At 38.2% G+C, this 26,065-nt stretch carries 21 protein-coding genes; 19 read left to right on the top strand and 2 right to left on the bottom strand.

Going from position 1 to position 26,065, the window contains the following annotated elements; genetic code table 11:
* Positions 1–288: 288 nt before the first annotated feature.
* Both WFH39_RS12485 and WFH39_RS12480 read right to left on the bottom strand, forming a co-directional pair.
* Positions 289–579 (bottom strand): HU family DNA-binding protein, encoded by a 291-nt coding sequence (locus tag WFH39_RS12485; protein ID WP_027388329.1) that lies wholly within the window; start codon positions 577–579, stop codon positions 289–291.
* 140 nt (positions 580–719) lie between these two features.
* Entirely contained in the window at positions 720–1,391 is a 672-nt protein-coding gene (locus tag WFH39_RS12480; protein ID WP_214588805.1) for a LuxR C-terminal-related transcriptional regulator, read from the bottom strand.
* Between the two features lie 179 nt (positions 1,392–1,570).
* On the opposite strand from WFH39_RS12480, the gene tssO reads away from it, so the two are divergent.
* From tssO to polA, 19 genes are all read left to right on the top strand, one after another.
* On the top strand, positions 1,571–2,107 hold the full coding sequence (tssO, locus tag WFH39_RS12475; RefSeq protein ID WP_336690152.1) for a type VI secretion system TssO: 537 nt from the start codon (positions 1,571–1,573) through the stop codon (positions 2,105–2,107).
* Between the two features lie 11 nt (positions 2,108–2,118).
* The gene (locus WFH39_RS12470) at positions 2,119–2,646 is read left to right on the top strand and encodes a type VI secretion system transmembrane protein TssO (RefSeq protein WP_235131534.1); all 528 of its coding nucleotides are present in this window, start codon (positions 2,119–2,121) and stop codon (positions 2,644–2,646) included.
* A gap of 59 nt (positions 2,647–2,705) precedes the next feature.
* A complete protein-coding gene (locus WFH39_RS12465; RefSeq protein ID WP_076392027.1) occupies positions 2,706–3,614 on the top strand; it encodes a PKD domain-containing protein in 909 nt (302 codons plus the stop codon).
* Between the two features lie 55 nt (positions 3,615–3,669).
* Positions 3,670–6,069 (top strand): type VI secretion system protein TssR domain-containing protein, encoded by a 2,400-nt coding sequence (tssR, locus tag WFH39_RS12460; protein ID WP_336690151.1) that lies wholly within the window; start codon positions 3,670–3,672, stop codon positions 6,067–6,069.
* A gap of 92 nt (positions 6,070–6,161) precedes the next feature.
* Positions 6,162–6,665, top strand: a complete 504-nt coding sequence (locus tag WFH39_RS12455) for a DUF4280 domain-containing protein (RefSeq protein WP_336690150.1) — start codon at positions 6,162–6,164, stop codon at positions 6,663–6,665.
* A 20-nt stretch (positions 6,666–6,685) separates the two neighbouring features.
* Positions 6,686–8,980: a hypothetical protein gene (locus WFH39_RS12450; RefSeq protein ID WP_336690149.1), complete on the top strand. Its 2,295-nt coding sequence runs from the start codon at positions 6,686–6,688 to the stop codon at positions 8,978–8,980.
* On the top strand, positions 8,977–9,639 hold the full coding sequence (locus tag WFH39_RS12445) for a hypothetical protein (RefSeq protein ID WP_336690148.1): 663 nt from the start codon (positions 8,977–8,979) through the stop codon (positions 9,637–9,639). The genes WFH39_RS12450 and WFH39_RS12445 overlap by 4 nt, the downstream gene beginning before the upstream one ends.
* A 7-nt stretch (positions 9,640–9,646) precedes the next feature.
* Entirely contained in the window at positions 9,647–10,042 is a 396-nt protein-coding gene (locus WFH39_RS12440; protein ID WP_336690147.1) for a hypothetical protein, read from the top strand.
* Positions 10,043–10,355: 313 nt separating this feature from the next.
* A complete protein-coding gene (locus WFH39_RS12435) occupies positions 10,356–10,883 on the top strand; it encodes a hypothetical protein (protein WP_336690146.1) in 528 nt (175 codons plus the stop codon).
* A gap of 251 nt (positions 10,884–11,134) precedes the next feature.
* Positions 11,135–12,094, top strand: coding sequence for a hypothetical protein (locus WFH39_RS12430; protein ID WP_336690145.1), 960 nt, complete (start codon positions 11,135–11,137; stop codon positions 12,092–12,094).
* Positions 12,095–12,283: 189 nt separating this feature from the next.
* Positions 12,284–12,688, top strand: a complete 405-nt coding sequence (gene tssD / locus WFH39_RS12425; protein WP_076392041.1) for a type VI secretion system tube protein TssD — start codon at positions 12,284–12,286, stop codon at positions 12,686–12,688.
* Between the two features lie 255 nt (positions 12,689–12,943).
* A complete protein-coding gene (locus tag WFH39_RS12420; RefSeq protein WP_336690144.1) occupies positions 12,944–15,439 on the top strand; it encodes an ATP-dependent Clp protease ATP-binding subunit in 2,496 nt (831 codons plus the stop codon).
* Positions 15,440–15,487: 48 nt separating this feature from the next.
* Complete coding sequence (locus tag WFH39_RS12415; RefSeq protein WP_336690143.1) at positions 15,488–16,360, top strand: lytic transglycosylase domain-containing protein; 873 nt, start codon at positions 15,488–15,490, stop codon at positions 16,358–16,360.
* Positions 16,361–16,402: 42 nt separating this feature from the next.
* Entirely contained in the window at positions 16,403–18,340 is a 1,938-nt protein-coding gene (locus tag WFH39_RS12410) for a type VI secretion system Vgr family protein (RefSeq protein ID WP_336690142.1), read from the top strand.
* 3 nt (positions 18,341–18,343) lie between these two features.
* Positions 18,344–20,023 (top strand): T6SS phospholipase effector Tle1-like catalytic domain-containing protein, encoded by a 1,680-nt coding sequence (locus tag WFH39_RS12405; protein WP_336690141.1) that lies wholly within the window; start codon positions 18,344–18,346, stop codon positions 20,021–20,023.
* Between the two features lie 58 nt (positions 20,024–20,081).
* Positions 20,082–21,074, top strand: a complete 993-nt coding sequence (locus WFH39_RS12400) for a DUF2931 family protein (RefSeq protein ID WP_336690140.1) — start codon at positions 20,082–20,084, stop codon at positions 21,072–21,074.
* A gap of 368 nt (positions 21,075–21,442) precedes the next feature.
* Complete coding sequence (gene tssD / locus WFH39_RS12395) at positions 21,443–21,850, top strand: type VI secretion system tube protein TssD (protein WP_084196398.1); 408 nt, start codon at positions 21,443–21,445, stop codon at positions 21,848–21,850.
* A gap of 272 nt (positions 21,851–22,122) precedes the next feature.
* Entirely contained in the window at positions 22,123–22,473 is a 351-nt protein-coding gene (locus WFH39_RS12390) for an immunity 51 family protein (protein WP_336690139.1), read from the top strand.
* Between the two features lie 642 nt (positions 22,474–23,115).
* Complete coding sequence (gene polA / locus WFH39_RS12385; RefSeq protein WP_336690138.1) at positions 23,116–25,953, top strand: DNA polymerase I; 2,838 nt, start codon at positions 23,116–23,118, stop codon at positions 25,951–25,953.
* The last annotated feature ends 112 nt before the right edge of the window (positions 25,954–26,065 follow it).

Here is a 26,065-nt window from a genome sequence, read left to right as displayed (position 1 = left end):
GCATAACAATTGAATGAATGCTAATTTTTCTGATAAAATATAAAACGTTCTTTTCCTTAAACATCTTATAGTTGCAAAACAAAATATAGTCGGTGAGGCTTTAAAATTTAAAATCACCAACTATATCTTTATATTGTAAATCTCGAGAAAAAGAGATTATTTCTTCTTATGTCTGTTCGCTCTTCTTCTTTTCTTTCTCTTATGAGTTGCAACCTTGTGTCTTTTTCTTTTCTTTCCGCTTGGCATAATTATAATTTTTTAGTAACTAGTTAATATTCAGTTAATTTCTTATTTTACTGTAACTTTCGTTTTTACTTTCTCCACAAAAGATTTTGATGGCTTGAAAGCAGGAATGTTATGAGCAGGGATTTCAATGGCAGTGTTCTTAGAGATGTTTCTTCCTGTTTTTGCTGCTCTTGTTTTAATGATAAAAGATCCAAAACCTCTTAGATAAACATTATCTCCATTATACATAGAAGTCCTGATTTCTTGCATAAATGCCTCTACAACTTTCTGTGTTTCATTCTTTTCGGTTCCCAACTTGTTTGAGATGGTGTTTACCAATTCTGCCTTTGTCATTTCCTTATTTTAATTTTAAATTTTAGGTGTGCAAATTTAGTTAAAAAAATTGAATATTAGCAAATTAGTGGTAAAATATTTTTTGATAAGAGGTTGAAAACTTAGTATTTATTCTGTAAAGATGTTCTTTTAAGTCACGATTACATACTGGAATTGTAGTAGCCGTTCTCTACACAGAAGCGGATCAGGTGAAGTTTTGTCTTTAATCCGAGCTTTTCCGTAAGACGGTTAATGTACGTATCGATTGTTCTCGTACTGAGGTTCAGTTTTTCTCCTATCTCCTTGTTACTGAAGCCTTCATAGCAGAATTTCATCAGTTGAATTTCTGTAGGAGAAAGTTCTTCCTGACTTTTTTTCTGCCGGTTCATATAATCCATTACCGCTAAAGGCTGCTGCTCCCAATGTTTCGTGTAGGCTTCATAATCGAAACTGTCTGAGGTAATTTTACCTTTGATAATTTCTTTAATGATGGTACTTTTTTTCTCACAGTAAAAAGTGTTGGGAATTTTAGAAAGAATTTCCGCCATATCTTCCTGATAGGTTCCGGAATACGTAATAACAGGGGTTTCAGAATCGCTTTTCCGGATGTATTTAATGGCTTCCAGCCCGCTGAGAACAGGCATAAAAAGCTCTACAATAAATACGTCTTCCTGTCTTCTGTAATTCCGGCTGATAAGTTCATGCCCGTTGTTGCAGTCGTTCAACAGCATGTAGAACGGATTTTCCGTCAGCGTTTTGATCATGATTTTCTTAAAATAAAAATCACTGTCGGCAATAGAAAATCGCACAGTATTGGTTAATATTTTGCTCACTTTATTATCGATTTGGTGGATGATAATTGAAATTCAGATCACTAAATTAGGAAAATATGCTGAAAGTGAAAATTAATCTTAATTTAATTCAGAAAATAGAATTATTTAAAGTGAAAACTTAAATTTTGTGCATAAATTATTTTTTTATAATTTCACATAACCAAACCAAATCACAAAATATGTCTTCGAACAGGGAGAGAAAATTAAACCATGCCGACGTTAGGGCGGGCATCTGGAAATTTGTTCTGTCATTCATTGTCCTATCAGGTGTATCCTTCATCTGTGTCTTTTTCTTTTTTAAAAGCTATGAGATCCAAAGGGAAGGGATCAAAAAACAGGCGGACGACTACCGCGAACTGCTTACAAGAAGCGATCTTCTCAGAATCCATGTGGACAGTATCCTGTACCGGATGGATCAGCTCGATATCAGCAAGGTGGATAACGATATTTTCCTCCGCAACTACATTATGGATAACGTAAGGGATGCCAAAAACATCATGGGGAAAGACAGCGCGGATAATTTTAAGCATTATTCCATTCTCATGAAACAGATCGAGCCGATGCTTGCACTGAAAAATCAGATTGTAAATGTTTCCTACAAAGAGCAGAATGCATTAAGAGACCTCAGCGAATGCCGCGGTAAAGTGGGCATTGTAAACCATGAACTAAGGGTAGATCCTACAAGAAAATTCTCGGGAAGCAAACGAAGAAGATAAAAACTAAAATTATGCAGGGACAAATTACACTATCTAAAAAAGAAAAGCATTATCAGTTTTTATATTTAATTGTAATGCTTTTTGCAGCGCTTATTTTTCTTGGAATCATCTTTTTAAAAGGTTTTGAATCTCCGTTTTCAGACGAAGACATGATCTCGGTACAGAATCTTGAAGAAAAAGCAAAGTTCGACCAAAAGCAGAAGTTTTCCTATAAAACCTTAGACAGCACATTTTCGATGATCAACCGTTTAACGGACGAATCGCCGCAGCCTTTTGTGGAAAGCAATATCATGTACGGAATTAACGATGTCGCCAATTATTTCCAGAACGGGGATAATATTTCAGACATAAGAAAAGATGCGTATCCGCAGATTGCGAAATTCTACAAAATGTATTTCAACGACAAAAAAGTAATTTCCAGCAAAACGGAAAATATCAAAAGCTTCGAAAAACAATTTGAAGAATGCTCCATAGGTTTCAAAGAGAAGAAAAGCCAGCTTTTTCAGCGGGAAACAGCTTTAAAAGCGCGGACTCAGTAAATTTTCATATCCTTTCATAAGACACACCAAATAAAACACACATCACACAATCATTAACTATGAATTATTTTCAAAAAAACAAAAAGAACATTATCATCGGTGTTATTGCGACGCTGCTTATCGCGGCACTGGTTGCATTGTGGCTGCAGAAGAAGGTGATCCACTCCGCAGATGATATTGTAGGGGTAGTTTATCCCTCTTCCCTGAAAGTAGGAGACACCCTTTTGTTTGAAGACAAAACCCAGTTTGCAAAAACCAAAAAATGGATCTTCGGAGACGGAACTTCAAGCGATAAAAACAGCGGCTTCCACTTTTACAACAGGCCGGGATATTATCAGGTAACGCTGATTATTGATAACAAATACTCCAAATCTTTTCCCGTAATGGTTTCCGCAAGATCAATTCCGAAGCCTGTAGATTCTGCAAAAACAAGAACCTTAATCGATGCGCAGACTCAGGCAATGCAGTTTGAAAACGTACAGTTCCGAGCGATTTCCGATGCCAAACAGTTTACATGGAAGTTCGGTGAAACCGGAAACATCGATTCTAAAGATAAAATGGCAATCTATTCCTACAAAAAACCGGGAGATTATGTCGTAACACTTTACACCGACGAAAGCGCAGAGCCGATTCTTCATCAGATTAAAATTCTTCCCGCCTATGATGCGCTCGAAGAAGAGGTAAGTGTAGAAGATGCTTATGCTAAAATTGATAATGATTTTAAATATCATCTTCAGCAGATTGCCAACGGAAACAGCTTCAATATGCATTACAATTATTTACTGAGAACCTATCTGTGCAACAATGAAAATACCGTGGTAAAAGTTAGTGACAGCAAAGTCAATAATTTTTATATGTACTGTGCAGGACTTCAGTTTGATAAAAACATGGTGATCCAGACCGTGAAAGTGAACTTCGATGATGCACAGAACTGCGTAACCAAAGTTGATATTAACCAAAGTAAATAATTTTCCGTTCAGAAATTTTCTTGAACCACACACACCAATCATTAAATAAATCAGGATGAAAAATAAACTTCCTTTAGCAGCATATTATATCGGAGTTTCAGTAGTACTCGTAAGCTGTCAGGTAAAACTGCCGTCGAAAAGAACTCCGGAACCCACCCATTACGGACAGGTTGATAATTCTCCGGTCGTGAACGGTTTTCCTAAAAAATCAGTTCCGTGGATTGCCATATCCGACAGATCCAGAAATACCGCATATCTCGATAAAAGCGATGAAAAATCCTATAAGGAAGTTAAATTTTTAGAGCCTTTAATGGTGTTAAAAAACCGCGACGGAATGGTAAAAGTCGCAGAATACATTCCGGATGCACTCATGAAAAAAGTATCTTCCAAACAGATCAAAACCTACGGCTGGATTCCGGAATCTGATCTGCTTTTATGGAGCAATTCTTTAAAAAGCGAAAAAACAGGATTTCCGGTAAGAGTAGCCATCGTACCGAGCAACAGTGAGGTCATCAAAAACTCAGAAAGATATTACAAGAACGATTCCATCATGGTTTTTAATTCGCCGAGTCTTATTGAACAGGCAGATGTGAAAATCCCGAACGGACAGATCGTATACGTCTACAAACAGGCAGAAAACAACAAACGATTTCTGGTGGGTAAAAAACCAAACATCGATATGGACAGCATCAGTACAAGTCTGTACGGATGGGTAAGTTCTAACGTAGTTTCCGCATGGGGAGAACGTTCTGCCGTTAAAATGAAAAATACCACAGGAATTACAGAAACCACGCTGGGAATTCATGAAGGCTCTCCGGGAGGAAACGAAACCGAAAACAGAACCGCAGTTTTATTAACGGATGTGAATAAAAGAACACCGCTTGAAAATATTTTTCCGGTAACCTTACCCTTAAATGAATCACCCACTCCGGATTCCAAAACAAAGTATTTTACCAATATTTTAGATTACAGTAAAAATTATGTTTTCAATGTATTAGGAGAGCCGATTTATTTCGACCGTTACCGCGAAATTACGGAGAAAAACAAAAAAATAAATATCGTATTTGCCTTGGACATCAGTGCTCCGAATGCACCTTATGCTCCGATTGTGAAATCTTTATTACAGGATTTGCAGTTGAGATTTGAGAAGCCATCTTACTTTAATCAGGTAAAATACGGAGTCGTTTTGTACAAAAATAATTCCTGTGGAGACAATGTGGCGGTTTCAAATTTAAGCACAGATTACAGCAAAATCACCACCTTTATCGATCAGAAGAGCAATGAGATGAACTGTGTAAGCAACAGCGGTTATCAGCCTGTAAATGAAGGTTTGATGGCAGCCGGAAATCTCTTATCCAACGTTCCGGATGAAACCAATATCGTAATCACGGTGGGAACATCGTCCAGTCAGGGGGGAAATATGTACGGAGTCATCAATTCTTTAACGCAGGCTCAGGCGAGACTGATCATGTTCCAGACCAGTGCGAGATCATCCGATACCTACAACGATTTTGTTTTGATGGCAGAAAATGTGGTAACCAATACCGCAAAAAATATTGCTGAACTGAAGAAACAGAAAATTATTAATCAGAATGATGTTTTAACGAAAAATAATTTCAGCCTTATCGAAGGAGACGAAGGCTTTTTCTCACTCGATTATCCGAAGCAGAGTATGGCACAGGGATTTGTAATTTTTCCTAAAAAAGGAGATATCGCGAAGCCGGGTTATCTTAAAAAATCTGTCGACAGCCTGATTGCGCAGGTTACTCTTGATAATACGACTTTGGATAAATCTTTAAACGACTATTTCCATTCATCAGTAGGAGCAGGAAGAACCGATGTAGATGTAAAATACAAATATCTTTATCCGGGACTTACCAATCCTGTTCCGGCAGGAATTGCAGCACAGCTCATCAATTACGGAAATCCGTTTCTGGTGAAAGGTTACATTCCGAAAGAGCTGAAAGATTACAAACCGGGATTAGAGAAAGGAATTTTAATTTCTGAAAAAGAATTTGACAATTTAAAACTTTTCTACACCGAAGTTTATCAGAACACCGGAGCAGAGCGATCAGATTTCAGCCAGTCCAGAGCGATTAACGAGTACGTGAAACTGCTGAAAAAATATAACCCCACTCTGAAATTTTTAGACAAAAGCGATCTTTACAAGCAGCCGATGTCTTACTCCGTGGGAATCAGTACAGGTTTTGATAATTCTGATGAAGAACTGATGTCGAAATATATGCTGAAAGGCTGGAAAAAATCTAAAATTGTAACCAATGAAACGGTAAAAACCTATTTTAAACATTACAAAGATTTAGCCGACAGAATGTTGTCTCACAGAAATGATCCTGCGGTAAAAATCGAACAGAACGGACAGACTTTCTACTGGCTGAATGAATATTTCATGCCGACCATGATGCCTGTTGAAGAACCGGAATATACTCAACATTAATTCTTTATAAACAGAAAAGCGGAAAATATTTTTCTGCTTTTTTTATTTTTTAATGTAAATTTTTTATCTTTGGTTACCCAAATCACGTAAATATGTCACAGCAATCATCACCTCATGACGGCAAATATTTTGTTGTCCGGAAAGGTAAAGCCCAGTGTAATCAGGGTGATCAGTTTCCCCAGTACAAAGTTACTTCCCATCAGAAACATTTTTGGAACGATTCCGATGGTAATGCAGATTTTCTTGGCGTTACCGAAGACGATCTTCAGTTTAATCCATCCGGTCCCAGTTTTGGAAAATGCAGACTTAAACCTACTTCGGGAGGTTATCTGCCATGCTCTTACGCGCCTGCCGGAAAATGGCAGAAAACTTATGATAAAGTAACCATTATGGGGAAAAAGATCGTCACCGAACTTTCTGAACTGCAATGTGTAATCGGAGGCAAGATTACCATTAAAGATCACGGACAGCGTGGAGAAATGAGTAAACAGAATGTGAAAAGTGCGGATAATAAAACCGTTCAGCACATCAATCCATTGGTGAAAATACAGGATTTTAAAGAAACCGTTCTTGAAAATGAAATTGATGCCTATTAATTAATTCCAAAAAACATTCTATGTCTAAAAAAGGAGTTTCAAAAATCTCGGGAAACCCAAGTCCGGTTGTTGGTGAAAAAACCACTTACATGGTTACAGACTGGTATCCCGCCACGCCCGCAGAAGAGAGAAATCCTGCTGGGGTTACCTGGGAGCTTTTTAAAAAACGTCCCGACGGAAGTTATACGACAACCAACATCAAAAAAGTGGGGGACGGAAGTTTTACATTTGGAGAAGTTGCGGCTAAAAATACCTACCGTCTGGAAGCGTATCTTCATCAGCCGGAAGGGAAAGGAAGTACCACCATTGATATTACTCCGCAACAGGGAGAAGTTCCCAAGATCAATAAAGTGGAATTACGCTATGCCGACGATTCTCCGGGAACCGTTTTCAGCTATCAGGAAAAGCTTGTAGCCAGTGCGCAGTGCGTAAATCTAGCAGGTAAAAAATTATTGTTTACGCTTTGGGAAGATGATACCGCCGGAGAAGGGTATAGCTCTAAAAATAAATTTGTAGACAGCAAAAAAGCCATTGTAAACAGAACAGGAACGGCAACCGCAGAATTTATGCTCACGAAAGCTTTGATGCAGAAAGCTTCGCAGGGTGAAAGAGATCCCAAAGAACTGGAATTCTATGTAACGGTAGAATATTACAAAGACCGAAAGCACGCAAGTGAAAACAGGGTGATAAAAAATCCAGAATACAAACCGCCTGTTCAGTCCTCTCAGGCTCCGAAATCCACGCCAAAAGCCACCGGTTCACCCGCCGCTTCAAAACCAGATTCTAAAAAAGAAACCAGCGGAGTATTTGATTCCTTTACAGAAACCGTAAGAAATACATGGAATGAACTTTGGGACTGGGCAGAATCCAAAGGAACCGTTAAACCGGATAAAAAACCTAAGGCTTCCAAACCGGAAGGTAAAACAACGAGTGTAGTAGAAGGAAAAGCGCAGGCACCCAAAGGCTGCATCTGTAAAGAATTGTATAAAGATCTCATCTGGGGAAGCAAAGTAAGCTGCGAATTCAGAAAAAAAGTTATAAAGATTTCTCAGAATTTGGGATTGCCACAGCAGAATTTTGAAGGCGCAAACTGGTTGATGGCGGTTATGGCACTGGAAACCGGAAGAAGTTTTGATCCTACGGTGGGAACGTTTAAATCCAATCAGGACGACAGCCGGAAAGGAGGATATGTCGGGCTTATCCAGTTCGGACAGGTGGCTTCCATAGATTTGGGAATTAAGCGGAGCGAACTCATTAAGATGACTGCGGAGAAACAGCTCGATTATGTGGAAAAACACTTTTTACAGAAAAGGTTTCAGGGAAAACTTAAGACAAAGACGGATCTCTATCTTGCGGTTAATTATCCCAAAGCATGCGGCCACGGAACAGAAAAAGACTATGTGGTTTACGACAGTACCAAAGCTGCATATGATGATAATCCCATGTTTAAAAGGGAATCTCATGAATTCTGGATTGATAAAAAAGGAAAAAAACGATATTACGAAGGAAAAGAAGGGAAGTCGTACGTATGGGAATTCGAAGAAGCCATTAATGATTTTTACAACGAAGGAAAAGCATTAAAAACTACTGATTTCACCTGTCAGGACGTTAAAGCGACAACGTCGTCTTCCACCAGTCTTATCACCTATCATATCTACAGTGACGGAAGAATTGAAAAAAGAATTCCGAAAACAGTAAAAGAAGAAAACAAAAAAAAGTACAGGTATATTTACCATGATAAAGAAGGAACCCTGCATGAGCTGGGAACCTACGACATCATCCCGACCCAGATGGTAAACGGTAAAAAAGGAGTGATGGTCAATCTTATTAATTTTGATAAGGTAACCAAAACCTACAGTAAGGGAAGCTATCAGTACACTTTTAACGTAGACTCTCCGAGAAAATATGTGAATGAAAAAACACTGGCAAGTCTTTTTGGTGCAATGCTTGAAGTAAGCTATAATGACATCAGCTGTAATGGTTTCAGCCATTCCGACGGTTCCTCACGACCGAGTGTAAGCCATATCAATGGAAATAACGGAGATTTTAAATATTTAAGAAAAGATAAAAAACTGATGTTTGGCGACGGAACCAGTCTTGATATCAGCGCAAATCCGGATATGCTGGACGATGCAAGACAGAATAAATGGAATGATGCGCTGTACAGATTCGGGTGGAAAAGTATGTTGGGATGGAGTTATAAAAGAAACGGCAAAATAAACTATCTTCATCATTTGCCAAAGAATACCAAGAACCATCATCATCACCTGCATCTGCAGGGGTACAGCCCAAATTTTAAAGAAATTAGAGAATGAAAATTTTAAAACTGACCACCATTCATCTTTTTGTTTTGCTGTGTTTTTCCTGCAAAAAGAACGTAAGCGAAAACGGAATTTCGCAAAGCAACAGATCATCAACAGACAGTACATCTACAGAAATGACAAATAATTTACCCTACACTTCAGACCGTGTGCAGCCCTACTATAAACCCGATACAGATTCTGTAAGCTATATTGTAAATACCTCTTATAAAGGTTTGCAGTCGGATACATTTAACGAGAAAGACTCGTCAGTTCCCATCAAAGAAAATGATTTTGAGATTGCACCCGATCCGAAAACGAAATATTATACACTGGAGACATTTAAATTTTCTGATCAGAATACAGCAAAGCTCATTATTTACAATACTTTTGGGGAAAATGACACCAAAATTCTGAATGTTCAGCTAAACAGCTATTTCAATAATATTTTAACGGATAAACTATTACTCGACTGCCGTTTTACTTTTGAGACAGAATATTTCAGAACATTTTCCATCGGTAAAGATAAATCCATTACCATAGTAAAACACTCTGTAGATAAGCTGGAATATAATGAGGCAGGAGATATTGTGGGAGAAAAAAAACAGGGTGATTCTGCAAAAGTAAGTGTAGAATACAGCATAGACGCAACAGGGAAATTCATTAAAAAATAAAAAGGACATGAAATCACTATTCTGCTTTTTCATATTGTTCATCAATATGGTTTGTCTGCCTTCCGAATCCGGCAAATTGTCCGGCGAAAAAGACTGGATCGGAACTTACCACTTTTCTGCAAGAAACCGCGACGGCATGAAAACAAGTTTTGATATACAGATCATCAGGCTCGATAATATTACGGTAAAATATATGAGCGATGAAGACCGACCGGAAATTTATAAAAATATCAGGAGTAAATTTGTTACCAAAGACAAGATCAGCATCCCCTTCAGCCCGAAAGATAAAGAAATGGGAATCATTTACGTAGAAAAGCTTGATAACGAATTTTATATCTCGGGAAGCCCAATCTACTTTATCAATCCCGGAAGTGATGATCTTCCGTTGAAGAAAGTAAAATAATAAACTTTACGGTACCATTAGGAGATTGTGTTTTTCACCATCTCTTTTTTTTGCAAATCTTTTAAACTCATCTCGCTTTTGCCGTTCAATATTTTGAACATTTTCTGCTGTTATTTGCTGAATGAAATGCAATTTCGAACGTATAAAATTATTAATCAGAATAAATTGGCGAACGTAGCGTTAAAATAATTACAGAATTCTTCATCTTAAATCATCGTCTGAATCCTTTTTCAGTCAATTTTAAAACAAAAAATATGGTCGGATTAAAATTTATGGTATTTTTGATCTAATAAATACGTCAAAAGTATACCTTATGATTACAAAAAAAATCATTGGAATTTGTTTACTGGCAGGGATTTTTACCATTTCCTGCTCCAAAAATGAAACAAAGAACAAAGCAGTAAAAGCAGACTCAATGTCCGTTTCTCAGCCTGTTGAAAAAACAGCAGTTCCTGTTGAGAAAAAAGATTCAGCACAGTCTGATGAAGAAACGGAAAGTCCGGAAGAAAAAGATACAAAAAAAGCCGTTTCCAAAACTTCTGTTGAAGGAAAATTTATCGCAACAACCTGTGAAGGCGGAAGATTTTCAATAGAATTTAAGAATACCGACGGAAATTCAACGTTTAAAATTTTAGATAAAACAAAAGTAATTGCTGCCGGAAATGTTTCTGCGGAAAGCGATGAAAAAACAGGAGAGATCAAAAATATTACCATGGGCGAAATTGGCGGTCTGTACGAAGGAGATAAAATTGTGATCCAGAATTACGGAAATGCCATGAACGAATTCGAACACTTCACACAATGCGGCGATAAATATCTGGAATTCACCAGACAGAAATAATCAAAAATTAATGATTGAAATAGAAACAGCATCCATTTTCGGACGCTGTTTTTTTGTGGTTAAATTTGAAATGGTTTTAAAAAAGTTTGCATTTTTGGCTGAGTAGAAAACCTTTGTGAACTTAAAAAAGTGATTCACATTAAAAAAACTTGTGAACTTTACATTAAATTAACAGGATAATCAAAACGGCAAAACTATTTTGCGGACTAAAAATTTTCCTCTAACTTAGTTTGAGCCAAAAAACAAAATATATGACCGTTCATTTTATCCTTTCCGGAGAAACGCTGGAAAGTATAGCTGAAGAAATTAATCTTGAAAATCCAGAATACCTTAAAGAATTTCACAATACGCATTGTGCGAGAGAAGATTTTATATACGATAACCTTGTTCCGCGGAAAAAACTTCTTATTCCTGATATTCACAAAATAAAAGAATACAACAGCAGGAATGACGCACCTTTCAAAGATCTGAAATTAAACCCTGAAATTCCTTTCCATCCCGAAAACCTGGCTAGAATTTACACTGTTGAAAGCCGGGAAACCGAAGAAAATGCGCTTGAAGAAAAAGAAAATGCACTTTCTTACACCGTTTCAGTAAAATGGATCCGAAAAGAAGGAAATAATCACATTTTTCACCTTTTCAAAAACAATTTTTTCGAAAAATCCGGAACAATGATGGCAGATCTCGCTTCAGAATCCATCCGTTCGCTGAATCCTTTTGAGGTTAAAACCGACGATAAAGGCAGAGTTGTATTTATTTCTTTAACAAAGGAAACCACAGATCATTTCAATACGATTAAAGAACGTCTTACAGATCTTTTTCCCGATAAATACGCTAAACTATATCTTGATGAATTCGAACGCGTCGTTCTCAACCCTTCACTTTTCTACAGCAGAATGAAAGAAGACATCTTCATCAAAAACTATTTTGCCGATCTAAGAAACAGCTTTACAAACGGAAAATCTTATCTTACACAGTCAATCGGGGAAGAGAATACAGAAATTCAGCTTCAGCAGAAAGTGGAAGATTCCGAAGATCATGAAATCATTCTCCGCCAGAATATAAATTCACACGAAAATGGGCTTGATTTTGCCGGAAAATATATCTTGGATAAAGACTCCGGACTGGTAAAAGAAATTGAAATCAGCTACAGTATTTCTCAGTATGGTGTAAAAAATAAAAGTTTTTTTACACTCAAAGAATTGTCGTAAACATTTTACAGCAAAGGATTGTTAAGATAGTATTAAATCCAATGTCGTAGAATTACGACATCAAATCGTAGAAATACGACAAAATTTCAAATTGATATTTAAAAACTTTCAGAAGAGAAATTGCCGCATTATCTTTGTTACACAATCACCGAATCACAAAATAGTAATAACGATTAAAATTTACCTGTCATGGCAGCAAATTCAAGAGGAATCTTAAAATTCAACGGCGGAGAAGGGCAAAAATTACTAAAACTGAACTACAGCGTTTCCAGATCTACGGATGTTTCCGGTAGAGTAGCTTCAGATCCTTCCAATGCACTCATTAAAGTAACCGTAGAAGCGACAGAAAAATCAGACATTCTGGAAAGCTTACTGAACGGAAAATACAAACCGACAACCGGAGAAATCACCTTCAATAAATCTCACGAAGAAGGTACATTAATCACCCTTTCATGGAACAACGGATACGTTATTCAGCACGAAGTTGAGTTCGACGCGGTAGACGAAAACAGCATGCTCATCAGTTTCGTGGTAAGTGCAGAAACCATCGACTACGGAAATTCCAAATACGAAGGTCTTTGGCCATCAAGCTAAACAATTCATTTCATTGATATTCATACAAAAGGCTGTCACTCAAGACGGTCTTTTTACCATTTTAAATTAATTTTTGTTAAAATATTTATTCTAAATCACATTATTAATACATATTTTTCCGTTTTTAAGAAAAAACAGTTAACTTAGTAAATAATAAAAATTCAGACGGTTATAGATTCATTCCATAAAAAGCAAGGAAAATCCAAACCGGAGAAACACCAAATCACCGCACAAAATATTAATCTGAATAGTACAATGGGAGTATTAGTTACCAATGAGACTGTAAAGCAGCTATTTCATATAGCACAATCCATCGCGAAGGAAAATTACAATGCCACCTACGGAGCGCCGCACATTTTGCAGGCACTCATGCACAAAGATATCGGGCTGAACGAATTCCTTAAAAGCATCGACAAAGATCCCGGATATTTTTACGAATGGGCAGATGTTCGCATTGAAGATTATCCCAAAACCAGTCATCTTCCCGCCGAAGCAGGAGAAGATGAAACAGTAGATCATATTGTAGAAGAAGCTGATGATATCCGCCTGAAATTAGGTCTGGACGAAATTACCCCGATCTGTATTTTAACAGCCATTGTAAAACCACAGGTCGCTTTTACTTTACAGCAGCTCAAATCTCTTCCTCTCAGAGAACATGAAATTTTTAACTTATACAGAAAAGATACACCTTATGAGAGTTTTGAAAACGGAGAATTTTCTTCGATATTTTCAAAAGGTTCAGATTATTCAGACCAGTCTTTTCCTTCCATAAAAAGCTATTGCACAGACAGAACCGCACAGGCAAGAAAAGGAGAGCTTGAAAATATCATAGGAAGAGACAAAGAACTCAGAATGCTGGTTGAAATTCTCTGCCGGAGAAGCAAACCCAACGTCATTATTATCGGAGAGCCCGGAGTCGGGAAAACCGCTTTGGTAGAAGGTTTTTCCATTGAAATCATTAAAGGAAATGTTCCTGAAATGCTTAAAAACGGAACCTTACTGGAATTGGACACCGGAGCATTACTGGCAGGAACCTCTTACAAAGGCGAGATCGAAGACCGTCTGAAAAAAGTCATCAACGAATGCAAAAAGATAGAAAAAGCCATTCTCTTTATTGATGAAATTCACACCCTTTTAGATCCCAAAGGAAGCATCGGAAACGTTGCCAACCTGCTGAAACCTGAACTCGCAAGAGGTGAAATTACCGTCATCGGAGCCACCACTCAGGAAGAATACAGAAAAATTATTGAGCCGGAACAGGCTTTCAACCGACGATTTGAGGTGTTAACCGTAAATGAACCGGACGAAAAAACCTGCGTTAAAATGATCGACGTTTTACTCGAAGGTTACAAAAAACACCACGGAATTGAAGTCGAGAAAACCGCTCTTCCGGAATGTGTACGTCTTGCAAAAAGATATGCAAAAGGGAAAAAACTTCCCGATGCAGCCATCGATCTTTTAGACAGAACCATGGCGGCGATTAAAATGCTCGACGAACTTTCAGAAAAAGAACTGGAAAGCTGGAAATTAACCTACGAAAAGCTTCAGAGCGAAGATTATTTTGACGAAAAAGACAAAGCAGACGAACTGATCTGGAATTACAATTTGCTGAGAGACAAAATAAGCCCGATTTTATGGGGTTCTTTAAGTGAACAGCCACAAATCGACAATTCCATGCCGGTGGAACAGATTCAGAAAATTATTGAAGACAGCAATGCCGAACTTTTGCAGCACGCCTCAAAGAAAAGAGAAAAAGTAGACCGTCTGGAACTCGCGGCGGTAATGGCGGCAAAAACAAACATTCCGATCGGGAAAATTCAGGCGCAGGAAAAAGAAAAGCTTCTGAATATGGAATCTCTTTTAATGAACCGCGTCGTCGGACAGGATCATGCTTTAAAAATCCTTTCCGATGCAATTGTTGAAAACCGAAGCGGACTCAATAAACCGGGACAGCCCATTGGATCATTCTTTCTTTTGGGACCCACAGGAACCGGAAAGACCGAGTTGGCAAAATCGATGGCAGAACTCCTTTTCAATGATGAAAAGGCAATGGTTCGTTTCGATATGTCTGAATTTAAAGAAGAACATTCAGCCGCACTTTTATACGGTGCGCCTCCCGGATACGTCGGTTACGAAGAAGGAGGAATGCTCGTAAACAAAATAAGACAGCAGCCTTACACTGTGGTATTATTTGATGAAATTGAAAAAGCCCATCATTCAGTTTTTGATGTCTTTTTACAGATCATGGACGAAGGAAAAGTTCATGATAAGCTGGGAAAAGAAGGTGATTTCAGCAATGCCCTGATCTTATTTACCTCAAATATCGGAAGCGAAGAAATCGTAAAACAGTTTGAAGAAGGAAAAATCCCGGAATCAAAATCTCTAATGCAGATCATGTCGAATTCAGGACGTTTCAGACCTGAGTTTTTAGCAAGAATTACAGAAATTATTCCTTTTGCGCCAATTACAGAATCCATCGCCGAAAGAATTTTTAATATTCAGTTAAAATCACTGCACAACTCTTTAGCGCGACTGGGAATGAGTCTGAAAATCTCCGGTGAAGCCGTGAAGAATCTTGCATTGGGCGGATTCAGCAGCAAATACGGAGCAAGACAGATCTCAGGAGTGATACGTTCTCAACTGGCAAGACCGATCTCGAAAATGATTGTAAGAGAAGAAGTAAAAGCCGGACAGACCATTCATGCCGACTGGAATTCAGAAGAAGAAAAACTGAGCTGGAAAGTAGAGTGAGAAAATAGTGAATCAGTTTAAAAAACTTTTCACAAAAGCATAAAAACAATGAACCCAAATCTCAAAAATATCTTTCTTACCGCAATAGTATTGTTGTGTTCTCATTTTACGAACGCACAGTTTCTTGCTGCTTCCGATACTTCGGAAAGCAGTGTGAAGAGATATAAAAGTATTATTAATGCCAACAGGGAAATTGTAGATTTTATCGAATATTCTCTGGTTCAGAAAGGTTTGCCGAGACATTTGAGAAATCTAGCCTTAATAGAATCCCATTTCAACAGAAATATAGCTTCCGGAGCCGGAGCAGTGGGAGTCTGGCAGTTTATGACCGCTCACGCGAATCAATACGGATTAACCGAACAGAACAGAACGGATCTTTACAAAAGCACAAAAACAGCAACAGTTTCCTTAGCCAATCTATACAAAAAATACAACAACTGGATTACTGTAGTGGCTGCTTACAACTGTGGAGAAGGAAATATTGCCAAAGCCATGACCGCTGCAAACTCTACTCAATACCATGTTTTTTATAAGTTTTTGCCGGAAGAAACCATTAATCATGTTAAAAAATATCTGAATGCGTGTTATGCCACCGGAGAACTCCAAAATGTTTTGGCAAACTATAATTCTTCAAGGATGAACACCGTTTTCTTTGTAAAAGGAGGAAGCGGAAAAAACAATGCACAACTGGCAGAAACTGAGATCAATGCCGGATTCAATCTCAACATCATTGCCGATGAACTGGATGTGGAAGTAGACAAACTCCTCTCCTGGAATCCCGGAATCAACGATGAACTTCAGAAAAAGGGAGAAAGCACATTGTATCTTCCGACCGATCTTATGCCTGATTTTTTATTGAGAAAGACAAAAATTCTTTCAAGATCCGTAAAAGAAGGAAACGCTCGAAACACCACACAATAGAACACTAAGCGATCATGTTTAACCTACCAAATCACAGGAAATATGAAAACAGAATCACAAAATATACTACAGAATCCTTCCTTCCGCCCATCGCAGAATGCAGACGGAATTTCTCAGAATCATCATGCGGGAATCAACCGTCTGGTAAAACTTTCTCTCGTGATCGAAGGAAAAGTGATTAAATATTACAAGCATTTTCAACTTACCCAAAGTACAAAACGCCACCACCAATTCAGCGTGATATTGGCTCATGATGCTTTAGGTGACCGACAGACTCATACCCTCGAAGAAGCCAATAAATTTCTCGGAAAACGTTTAACAGCCGTTATTTCCTACAAAGATATTGAAAGCAGCCCCGAAAGAACTTTTGTCGGAGTCATTACAGGAGTAGGTTTCAGTCAGGAAAAAATGAGCCTTGGAAATATTGTTTTAACAGGCTACAGTCCCACCATTTTACTCGACGGAGCGCCGCATATTCAGAGTTTTGGCGGGAGTTCTCCCGTTAATATGGGAATCATTGCCAACGAAGTCATCAAACAGGGGATCGATTCCAGCCGTTTTGATGTGAGAGTGGATACCAACGATTATTCGCAGATTATTTACAGCAGCCAGTACGATGAAACGCACTACAATTATCTGGCGAGGATGGCTGAAGCCTATGGCGAACAGTTTTACTATGACGGCGAAGTATTGCATTTCGGAAAACTTCCGCCTCAGAACAAACCGATCAAATTAACCTACGGAAGCAGCGCCAATGATATTAAGGTTGAATTAAAAGCAGTACACACAAAACCCCAGTTTTACGGTTACAACAGCAGTAAACATGAAAAACTGACTTCGGGTGAAACGCCGGTTCAGCATGTGGGAGATTTGGCAAAAACAGCTTATTCCCACAACGAAAAAATATATAAAACCCCTGCATTACAGGTTGCCCCCATCAAAGCTTCCACCCATCTTGACGTAGAATATTCTCAGAAAAGTGCAGCAGGAAGTGAAGCAGTGAGCGTATTTTCATTTTCAGGAAATACAACTGTTCCTTTTTTGCATCCGGGTTGTGTGGTGGATGTTCAGATGAGAAAATTAGACAGCAACGAATCTGATTATTTTACGAGAATCATGGTAACGGAAGTTACTCATGAAATTGATACGATCGGACATTATAAAGGAAGTTTTGAAGGAATTGCTTCAGACACCGGATTTTTACCAAAACCTGAATTTAAAATTCCTAAAGCCGAACCGCAGATCGCTACCGTCATTTCCAATACAGATCCGGAAGGACAGGGAAGAGTTCAGGTACGATTCGACTGGCAAACTAATGATACAACGCATTTTATCAGAATGATGAGTCCCGATGCGGGAGGAACCGATCAGGTGAACCAAAACAGAGGTTACGTTGCGATTCCCGAAGTGGGAGATCAGGTGATGGTGAATTTCGTTCACAGTCATCCCGACCGACCTTTTGTGATGGGCGGAATGTTCCATGGCGGAATCGGTCTCGGCGGCGGAGTTGATAACAGAGTAAAATCTATCCAGACGAGAAGCGGCCACAGAATTATTTTTACAGAGGATGAAAGCATCGTCATTACCGATAAATCGGGAAATAAAATTCATTTAGACACCACAGGAAGCAACATCACCATTACAGCTCCCGAAACCATGACGTTCAATTGCCGGAACATGAACATCAACGTCGGCGAAAATATGAGCACCAATGTCGGAATGAATAAATCCGACACCATTATGGCAAATCATACCGAAAGCGTAGGTTCTATGAAATATCTTTCTACAGGAGCTGACTTCATGACGAATGTTGTCGGAAAAATGAGTCATTATGTAAAAGGCGATATGGAAGTCTATGGCGAAAAAGAGCATAAATTAACCAGCCTTAAAGGTGTTGAGGTTAACAGTCAGGGAAAAGTGGAACATCACGCAGAAAAAGAAGTTCAGAACAATAGTGGCGAGAAATCTAAAAATCACTAAAAAATGAGCATTGAATATTTTGTAGAAGGGAAAGCGGTCACTCGTTTTGATGGAGATTCCAGAACTTTTGCCAAAGAAGGCATCAGTCATAACAGTGCGGCAACCGTAGAACAGAAAGGAAACGGAACAGGAGTAAGTTATAACAAAGCAGAAACCATTAATCCTGATGATAAACCCGTTAATACTATCGATATAAGCCTGAATCTTTTTTTTGACGGCACCCAGAATAACAAAACCAATACCCGGCTTGGCGGAAATTTCAAAGAAGCAAGCAGCGATAAAGATGACAGCTACAACAACGAGTTTACGAATGTTGCACGCGGTTACGACACCATTGATCCGAATGCGCAGAATCAGGTTTCATGGTATATTGAGGGAATCGGAACAGAGGACAGAAAAAGTGACAGCATTTTAAAAGGCGTTGCACAGGGAACCGGAGATACAGGAGTCGTGGCAAAAGTGGCAAAAGGTTGTAAAAAAGGAGCCGAAGCCATCGTAAATAAACTTAAAAATAACACAAAACCGATCGGGGTTCTTACCGTAAATGTGTATGGATTCAGTAGAGGAGCTGCGGCGGCGAGACATTTTATCCATGTGGCAAATTCTCCGGGAATAATTTCTTATGCTTTAGGAAAAGAGACGTTACAGGTTTTTCCTCCGGAATTCATAAATAATGAAACGGTTACAATAAAGGATAAAGATGGCTCCAAGTCGCAGTTCATCATGCGGCACGGATATTTCGGAGCCTGCCTTCTCGCGCAGGATCTTGAAGTGAAAGAGATAAAATTCCGTTTCGCAGGATTGTATGATACGGTTGCTTCTTACGGACTCAACCACAGAGGAGGTTTCGGGATTGATGATGATACCAAACAGCTTGGTTTAGACACTATTGGAGGCGGAAAAGTAAATTTTGTTCTTCAGCTTGCTTCGGATGACGAATACAGAGATAATTTTGATTTAACGAATATCGACAGCACAGGTTTATATGGACTCGAATTTACCCTTCCCGGAGTTCATTCCGATATTGGCGGATCTTACGGAGAAGGAGATGAAATTTCTGTTTTATACTGCGATTCTTATGATCCGTATAATAATGTGAATACTCACAAAGAATGCGAAGCGTTTAAAAAAATTGTGGTGGACGAAGGATGGTATCATGATGAGCAGCTGGAAATTAAATATTTCAGGCAGAAAGATGTGAATTATGACCGGTGGTGGAATAAAATCTCTATGTATTACGGTTTGGTAGGAACACGTAAATTATCCAACAAATACGATCAGATTCCGCTGAACCAGATGTTTCATTATTCTAAACAGCATAAAGTAATATATCTTGAAGATCTCATCAATGAAAATCATAAAATAACAGATTCTTTTCTAACCGGAATTTACAGCCAGCTTTCATCCTATATGAATGCGTGTAACGAGCTCAGAAATAAATATGTGGAAGATTTTAACGCAGGGAAAAAACCTTCAGCTGTCAAATACAAGCAGGATATCAAGGCGATTTCCTATTTGGGACACATCAAAGAAGAAGATCTTAAAGTTTTAAGAAACAAATACCTTCACTGGTCGGTAAAAGCCAACCAGATTGGCTTAGATGCGAGACCTAATGATAATGCTCCGAAAAGAAGAGGCGCATTGGCTGCACAATACCGCAAAAGAAACATACAGAATGGATAGAACGATAAAAATAATATTTTTTTTAACCCTCCTTTTTCAGAATATAAGTTGCCAGAAAATGAAAGAAGAACAATTGCCGGAATTTAATGTAGAAATAAGCAGTCCGAATAACAATATGATTGTAACGCCTGTAGAAGATAAAATTATCACTCTGGAAGGCGTTCCTGCAAGTCTGCCTTATGGAAGCTCTTCGGGAACGTGGGGAAATTCCGGGAAAGGCTGGACAGAACAGCATGGAACACCCGTCGGAATAGATGTTACTTATTTTTCCAGATATGAAGATACTTTTTATCATCTGAAGGCAGACTTTTCGGTGGAAAAAATCAAAGATTACATGCAGCGTGCGTATGCGCAGCGCGAAGCTTCTTTTTACGATAACCCTTTGGAAGAATATAAAAATCTGGGAAGGAACGAAAAATACAGCAGTGCAGAAAATCCGTACAACAGTTTTACAACGCTTGTTTTTGGTTTTGCTCCAAAAGGAATGGTCGTAGTATGGCTGAGATTCCGGGCTGTTCAGATTGAGCTGGGGAAATTTCAGGCTGAAGTCGTAAAAGATGATCAACAATTAGAGCAAAAGTTTTTTTCCAAACTTTCGGTAACACGTGAAGAAATGAAAAAGAACAGATTTGTAGAGATTACACCGAAAGAATGGGAAGACTACCGCAAAAAGTACAGCTGGAAACCACAAATTACTTCAGAAAATCCGGCTTTTAAATTATTCGAATCCAATATCAGTTATTACAACGCGGAAGAAGAAGTTATTCTCCGTTCGTGGATTGATAAAATTCCCTCAAGAGAAAGAACGGTTCCACAAGAACTGAATTTCATCTGGGAAACCGCAAAAGGCGAACAGTTTATCGGAAGAGCGTACTTCAATTGGGAAAGGCTCAACAGTGAGTTTGAAAAAGCAGGAAAAGACTTTCAGTTAGATTTTAAAGTAGCAAAAGACAACAGCAGTTTTGATATTTCCATCAATAACCAGCCTGTAAAAGCAGACAGCATAAGAATATTTAAGACAGACAGGGAATTCCACGATTCCTACCAATAAAGAAATTATCAGTTCTCAGTTCAGTTTATACGAATTCCGGTGAAAATCTTTTCATCGGAATTTTTATTCAGCTATGAGATTCAATCCGTTAACAAAAGCTAAAATGATCTTAATTAAATCTTAATATTTCTCTTTTTAGTGTGTAAATTTTATATTATTTTAAATTAATTTTTTATTTAAATAATTGATTGACAGTAATTTGGATTTAGTAATATTTCTTTAATCGTAGAATTACTACATGAAGTCGTAGAATTACTACAAAAATTCAGATTCATATTCGATTCCTTTCGGGTTCAGAAAAGGTGTTCTATCTTTGGAATACCAAATCAACCAAATCACAAAATATTAACGATTAAAATTTACGAATCATGGCAGCAAATTCAAGAGGAATTTTAAAATTCAACGGCGGCGAAGGACAAAAATTATTAAAGCTGAACTACAGCGTTTCAAGATCTACAGACGTTTCCGGAAGAGTAGCATCAGATCCTTCCAATGCACTGATTAAAGTTACTGTGGAAGCTACAGAAAAATCTGACATCCTTGAAAGCTTACTTAACGGAAAATACAAACCGACAACCGGCGAAATCACATTCAACAAATCTCACGAAGAAGGTACTTTAATTACACTGGGGTGGGAAAACGGATACGTTATCCAGCATGAAGTGGATTTCGATGCAGTGGATGAAAACAGTATGCTGATCAGCTTTGTTATCAGCGCAGAAACCATCGACTACGGAAATTCCAAGTATGAAGGTTTATGGCCGGGAGCTAAATAATACAAAACGCAACAATCATCTTAGTAAAAATAAAATTGGTTACAGAATAGCATGGCTTAAAAGAGCAGCTATTCTGTTTTTTTGTCAACTATTTCATCTTTTTGGAGACCGGAAAACTAAATTTTTAACAGGAGGTATTTTCCGGAAATGTGAGAACCGATGTGTTTTTTAAGCTTAAAAATAACGGACAAACGTTAATAAATGTTATAAAAAATGGATGAGCTCATAAATTTATTATCTTTAATATTCTATTAATTTTAATAAAAAACATTATGGAAGCCTACAATTTTGAGACTGCTATTAAGCCCTTTTTTTGGGTATCCTCAGAAAAAACGTATTCAGTATGTTTAAACGCAGGAACTTACAAAACCGAAATTTTCGAATGGAGAAAAGACGAAGGTTTCGAAGGAAACGGTTACGACTGGACTTCGCTGGCAAAAGTTTTTGTGGAAGAGAAAAAACCGAATCTTTCAGAAGATATTAAGTTTGATCCAGAAGCCGATATGTTCTGTGCTTATTCCAACAATCCGGAAAGCCTGAAAGAATTTATTTCCGAATTTAAAAAAGCCTGTGAAGACGAAATGCTGATTCAGGATCTCTTTTCAAAAGCCGAAATTGACTAAACTATTCCAAAATATTCAAAAAGATTTCAAATTTGAGGTCTTTTTTATTTGAAATAATATTTTCAGGAGCTATTTCTCGCTTTCCGCACTCGCTATTTACAAATTTTCGGCTGCGGCGGCAAAGCCGCCGCAGCCGAAAATTTGTAAATGAGCTCAGACAAATGCTGCAATCGAGGCTAGGAACTAGAGACCGTTGAAATTTTCAGGAAGATGAATACTCATTTGTCATTCTGATTGGAATTTTGCGAAGCATTATGGAATGAAGAATCTTTAACTTAGATTCTTCCTTCGCCAGAATGACAGCTCATATTGTTTAAAAATCGACTTTGGAAGATGAAGCGTTAATAAAATCAATCATATGAACGTTTAAAAAATTCTACTGTTTGAGCGCGACAGAATTTCGAATCGAAGAACCAATTTATCATTCGCGCGAGTTTTAGAATTTTTAGAGAATAGGATTCATTTTTAGCATTCAGCTTCCCGGTCTTGAATTTTTGTTTCTTTTGTTTCAGGACAAAAGAAAAATATTTAAAATCGAATTCAACATTTAGATTCTTTTGGAATGATAATTCGCACTGTTATTTTAATTCAACACAAAAGAAAAAGAAAAGTAATTTCTTATCTTTGTTCCTTATGGAAAATATGGACGCAACACAAGATAAAAGGTTATTTCTCATCGATGCTTATGCGATGATTTTCAGGGGATATTACGCATTGATCAGAAATCCGAGGCTTACAAGCAAAGGTCTGGACACTTCTGCCATCTTCGGATTTACCAATTCTTTAATTGAACTCATCAGAAGAGAAAGACCAACCCATTTGGCAGTAGTTTTTGATGTGGGAGAAGCAAGTGTAAGAACCGAAGACTTCTCAGATTATAAAGCGAACCGAAGCGAAACGCCTGAAGCCATTAAAAATGCGATTCCATATATTCACAGGATTTTGGAGGCGATGCACATTCCTATTTTGGGAGTTCCGGGATATGAAGCAGATGATGTAATCGGAACCATTGCCTGCAAAGCAGAAAAAGAAGGCTACACCACATTTATGGTAACGCCGGATAAAGATTTTGCACAGCTCGTAACCGATAAAATCAAAATTTATAAACCGGGACTTAAAGGCGGCGATATTGAAATTTTAGGCGTTGAAGAAGTCAAAGCCAAATACGAAATTGAAGATCCGAAGCAGGTAATCGATTTCCTGGCGATGATGGGAGATGCAGTCGACAATATTCCCGGACTGGAAGGCGTTGGTGAAAAAACAGCCATGAAATTCCTGAAAGAATTCGGAAGCATAGAAAATCTTTTAGCCAATACAAATCAGCTTAAAGGAAAGCTGAAAGAAAAAGTGGAAGCTTCAGCCGAAAGAGGAATTTTATCCAAAAAATTAGCGACCATTATCTGCGATGCGCCTGTAGAATTTCATCAGGAACAGTACGATCTGGAAACCCCTGATTTTGAGAAAGTAAAAGAAGTCTTTGAAGAAATAGAATTCAGGAGATTGTATGAAAATCTTTACCGTGCTTTTGCTCCTGCTGCATCCGCAACCGTGGTTACAGAAGTGGAAGTAACGGTTACGGAAACGACACCACAGCAAAAAGCTGCACAGGCAGCCGGACAGTTGGATCTTTTCGCCACTTATGAAGATCTCGATCAGGCAACCTCCACAAAATCAACGATTGAGCAGAATGATCACCTTTATCAGTTTGTAGATAATCCGAAAGCGCAGAAAATTTTAGTCAATAATTTATTAAAACAAAAAGTAGTCTGCTTCGATACCGAAACCACCTCTCTTAATGAACTGGAAGCCGAATTGGTCGGAATGAGTTTTTCCTACAAAAAAGGTTTGGCGTATTATGTTCCGTTATCCGAAGATCAGGGAGAAGTTTTACAAACGCTGGAAATTTTCAGACCGTTTTTCGAAAAAGAAGATTTGGTAAAAGTAGCGCACAACTTAAAATTCGATTATAAAATCCTGAAAAGATACAATATCACGGTAAAAGGAGCCATGTTTGATACCATGATTGCGCATTACCTTTTAAATCCGGACGGAAGACACGGAATGGATTATCTTTCGGAAGTTTACTTAAATTACAAACCTGTTTCCATCGAAACCATCATCGGTAAAAAAGGAAAAAAACAGGGCAATTTCCGTGATGCTGATCTCAGAACTCAGACTGATTACGCTGCAGAAGATGCAGATGTAACTTTTCAGTTGTACGAATTGTTTGCGCCACAGCTTAAAAAAGAAAATTTAGAAGACTTATTCTTCAGTATAGAAATGCCTTTGATGGAAGTTTTGGCAAAAATGGAACTGGAAGGAATTTCTCTTGACGAAAAATGGCTGGCTCAGGAAAGTGTTGATCTTGAGAATGATCTAAGACAACTCGAATCCAAAATATTTGAGATTTCAGGGGAAGAATTTAACATGAATTCTCCAAAACAGCTGGGTGAAATTTTATTTGAAAAAATGCAGCTCGACCCGAAAGCGAAAAAGACAAAAACCGGACAGTACGCAACTTCGGAAGATGTGCTTCAAAAATTGTCTTCAAAACACGAAATCATCAAACATATTCTGGAATACAGAACCTATCAGAAATTAAAATCGACTTACGTAGATGCATTGCCGTCACAGATTGAAAAATCCGATAACCGCGTTCATACCAATTTCTCACAGACTACGGCTGCAACAGGTCGTCTGGCGAGTGTAAACCCTAATTTGCAGAATATTCCGATCCGAACTCTTAGAGGTCAGCAAATTCGTGGTGCATTTGTTTCAGCAGAAGGAAAGAAAATTATTTCTGCCGATTATTCCCAGATCGAATTACGTCTGATTGCCGAAATTTCAGGGGAAGATAATATGATTAAAGCGTTCCAGAACGGGGAAGATATTCACGCTTCTACGGCGGCAAAACTATTCAATATTCCATTGGAAGAAGTTTCCAAAACACAGAGAAGTCAGGCAAAAACCGTAAACTTCGGGATCATTTACGGACAGGGCGCTTTTGCATTGGCAGAGCAAACCGGACTTTCGAGAACGGAAGCCAAACAAATGATCGAAGCCTATTTTGAAACGTATCCGAAACTGAAGGAATACATGGCGGAACAGGTAAGAAAAGCCCGTGAAGTCGGTTATGTGGAAACACTTTTAGGCAGAAAACGTCATTTAAAAGACATCAATTCCAATAATTTTGTGGTTCGTGGTCATGCAGAACGAAATGCGGTGAATGCTCCTGTTCAGGGAAGCGCAGCAGATGTCGTAAAAATGGCAATGATTAAAATTCAGAAAGAACTGGAAAAGGAAAAACTGCAGACAAAAATGCTGCTTCAGGTGCATGACGAATTAATTTTTGAAGCCCCGATTAATGAGGTGGAAGTTGCCAAAAACATCATTAAAATGGAAATGGAAAACGCCGTTGAAACGCAGGTTCCGCTATTGGTTGAAGTTGGAGTAGGGAATAACTGGCTGGAAGCGCATTAAAAAATAAAAAAGTATAAGATGCTTCGGCAAGCTCAGCATGACGTCGCTACTAATGAGCCGCTAAAATAAGGCTTTTAGTATTAGAGATGTTGTGCTAAGTTTGTTGAAGCAT

Source organism: Chryseobacterium sp. MMO-72, assembly GCF_037146035.1.
Lineage (GTDB): Bacteria > Bacteroidota > Bacteroidia > Flavobacteriales > Weeksellaceae > Chryseobacterium > Chryseobacterium indicum.
Note: the sequence above shows the minus strand (reverse complement) of the source record. Positions and strands in the feature narration are given on the sequence as shown.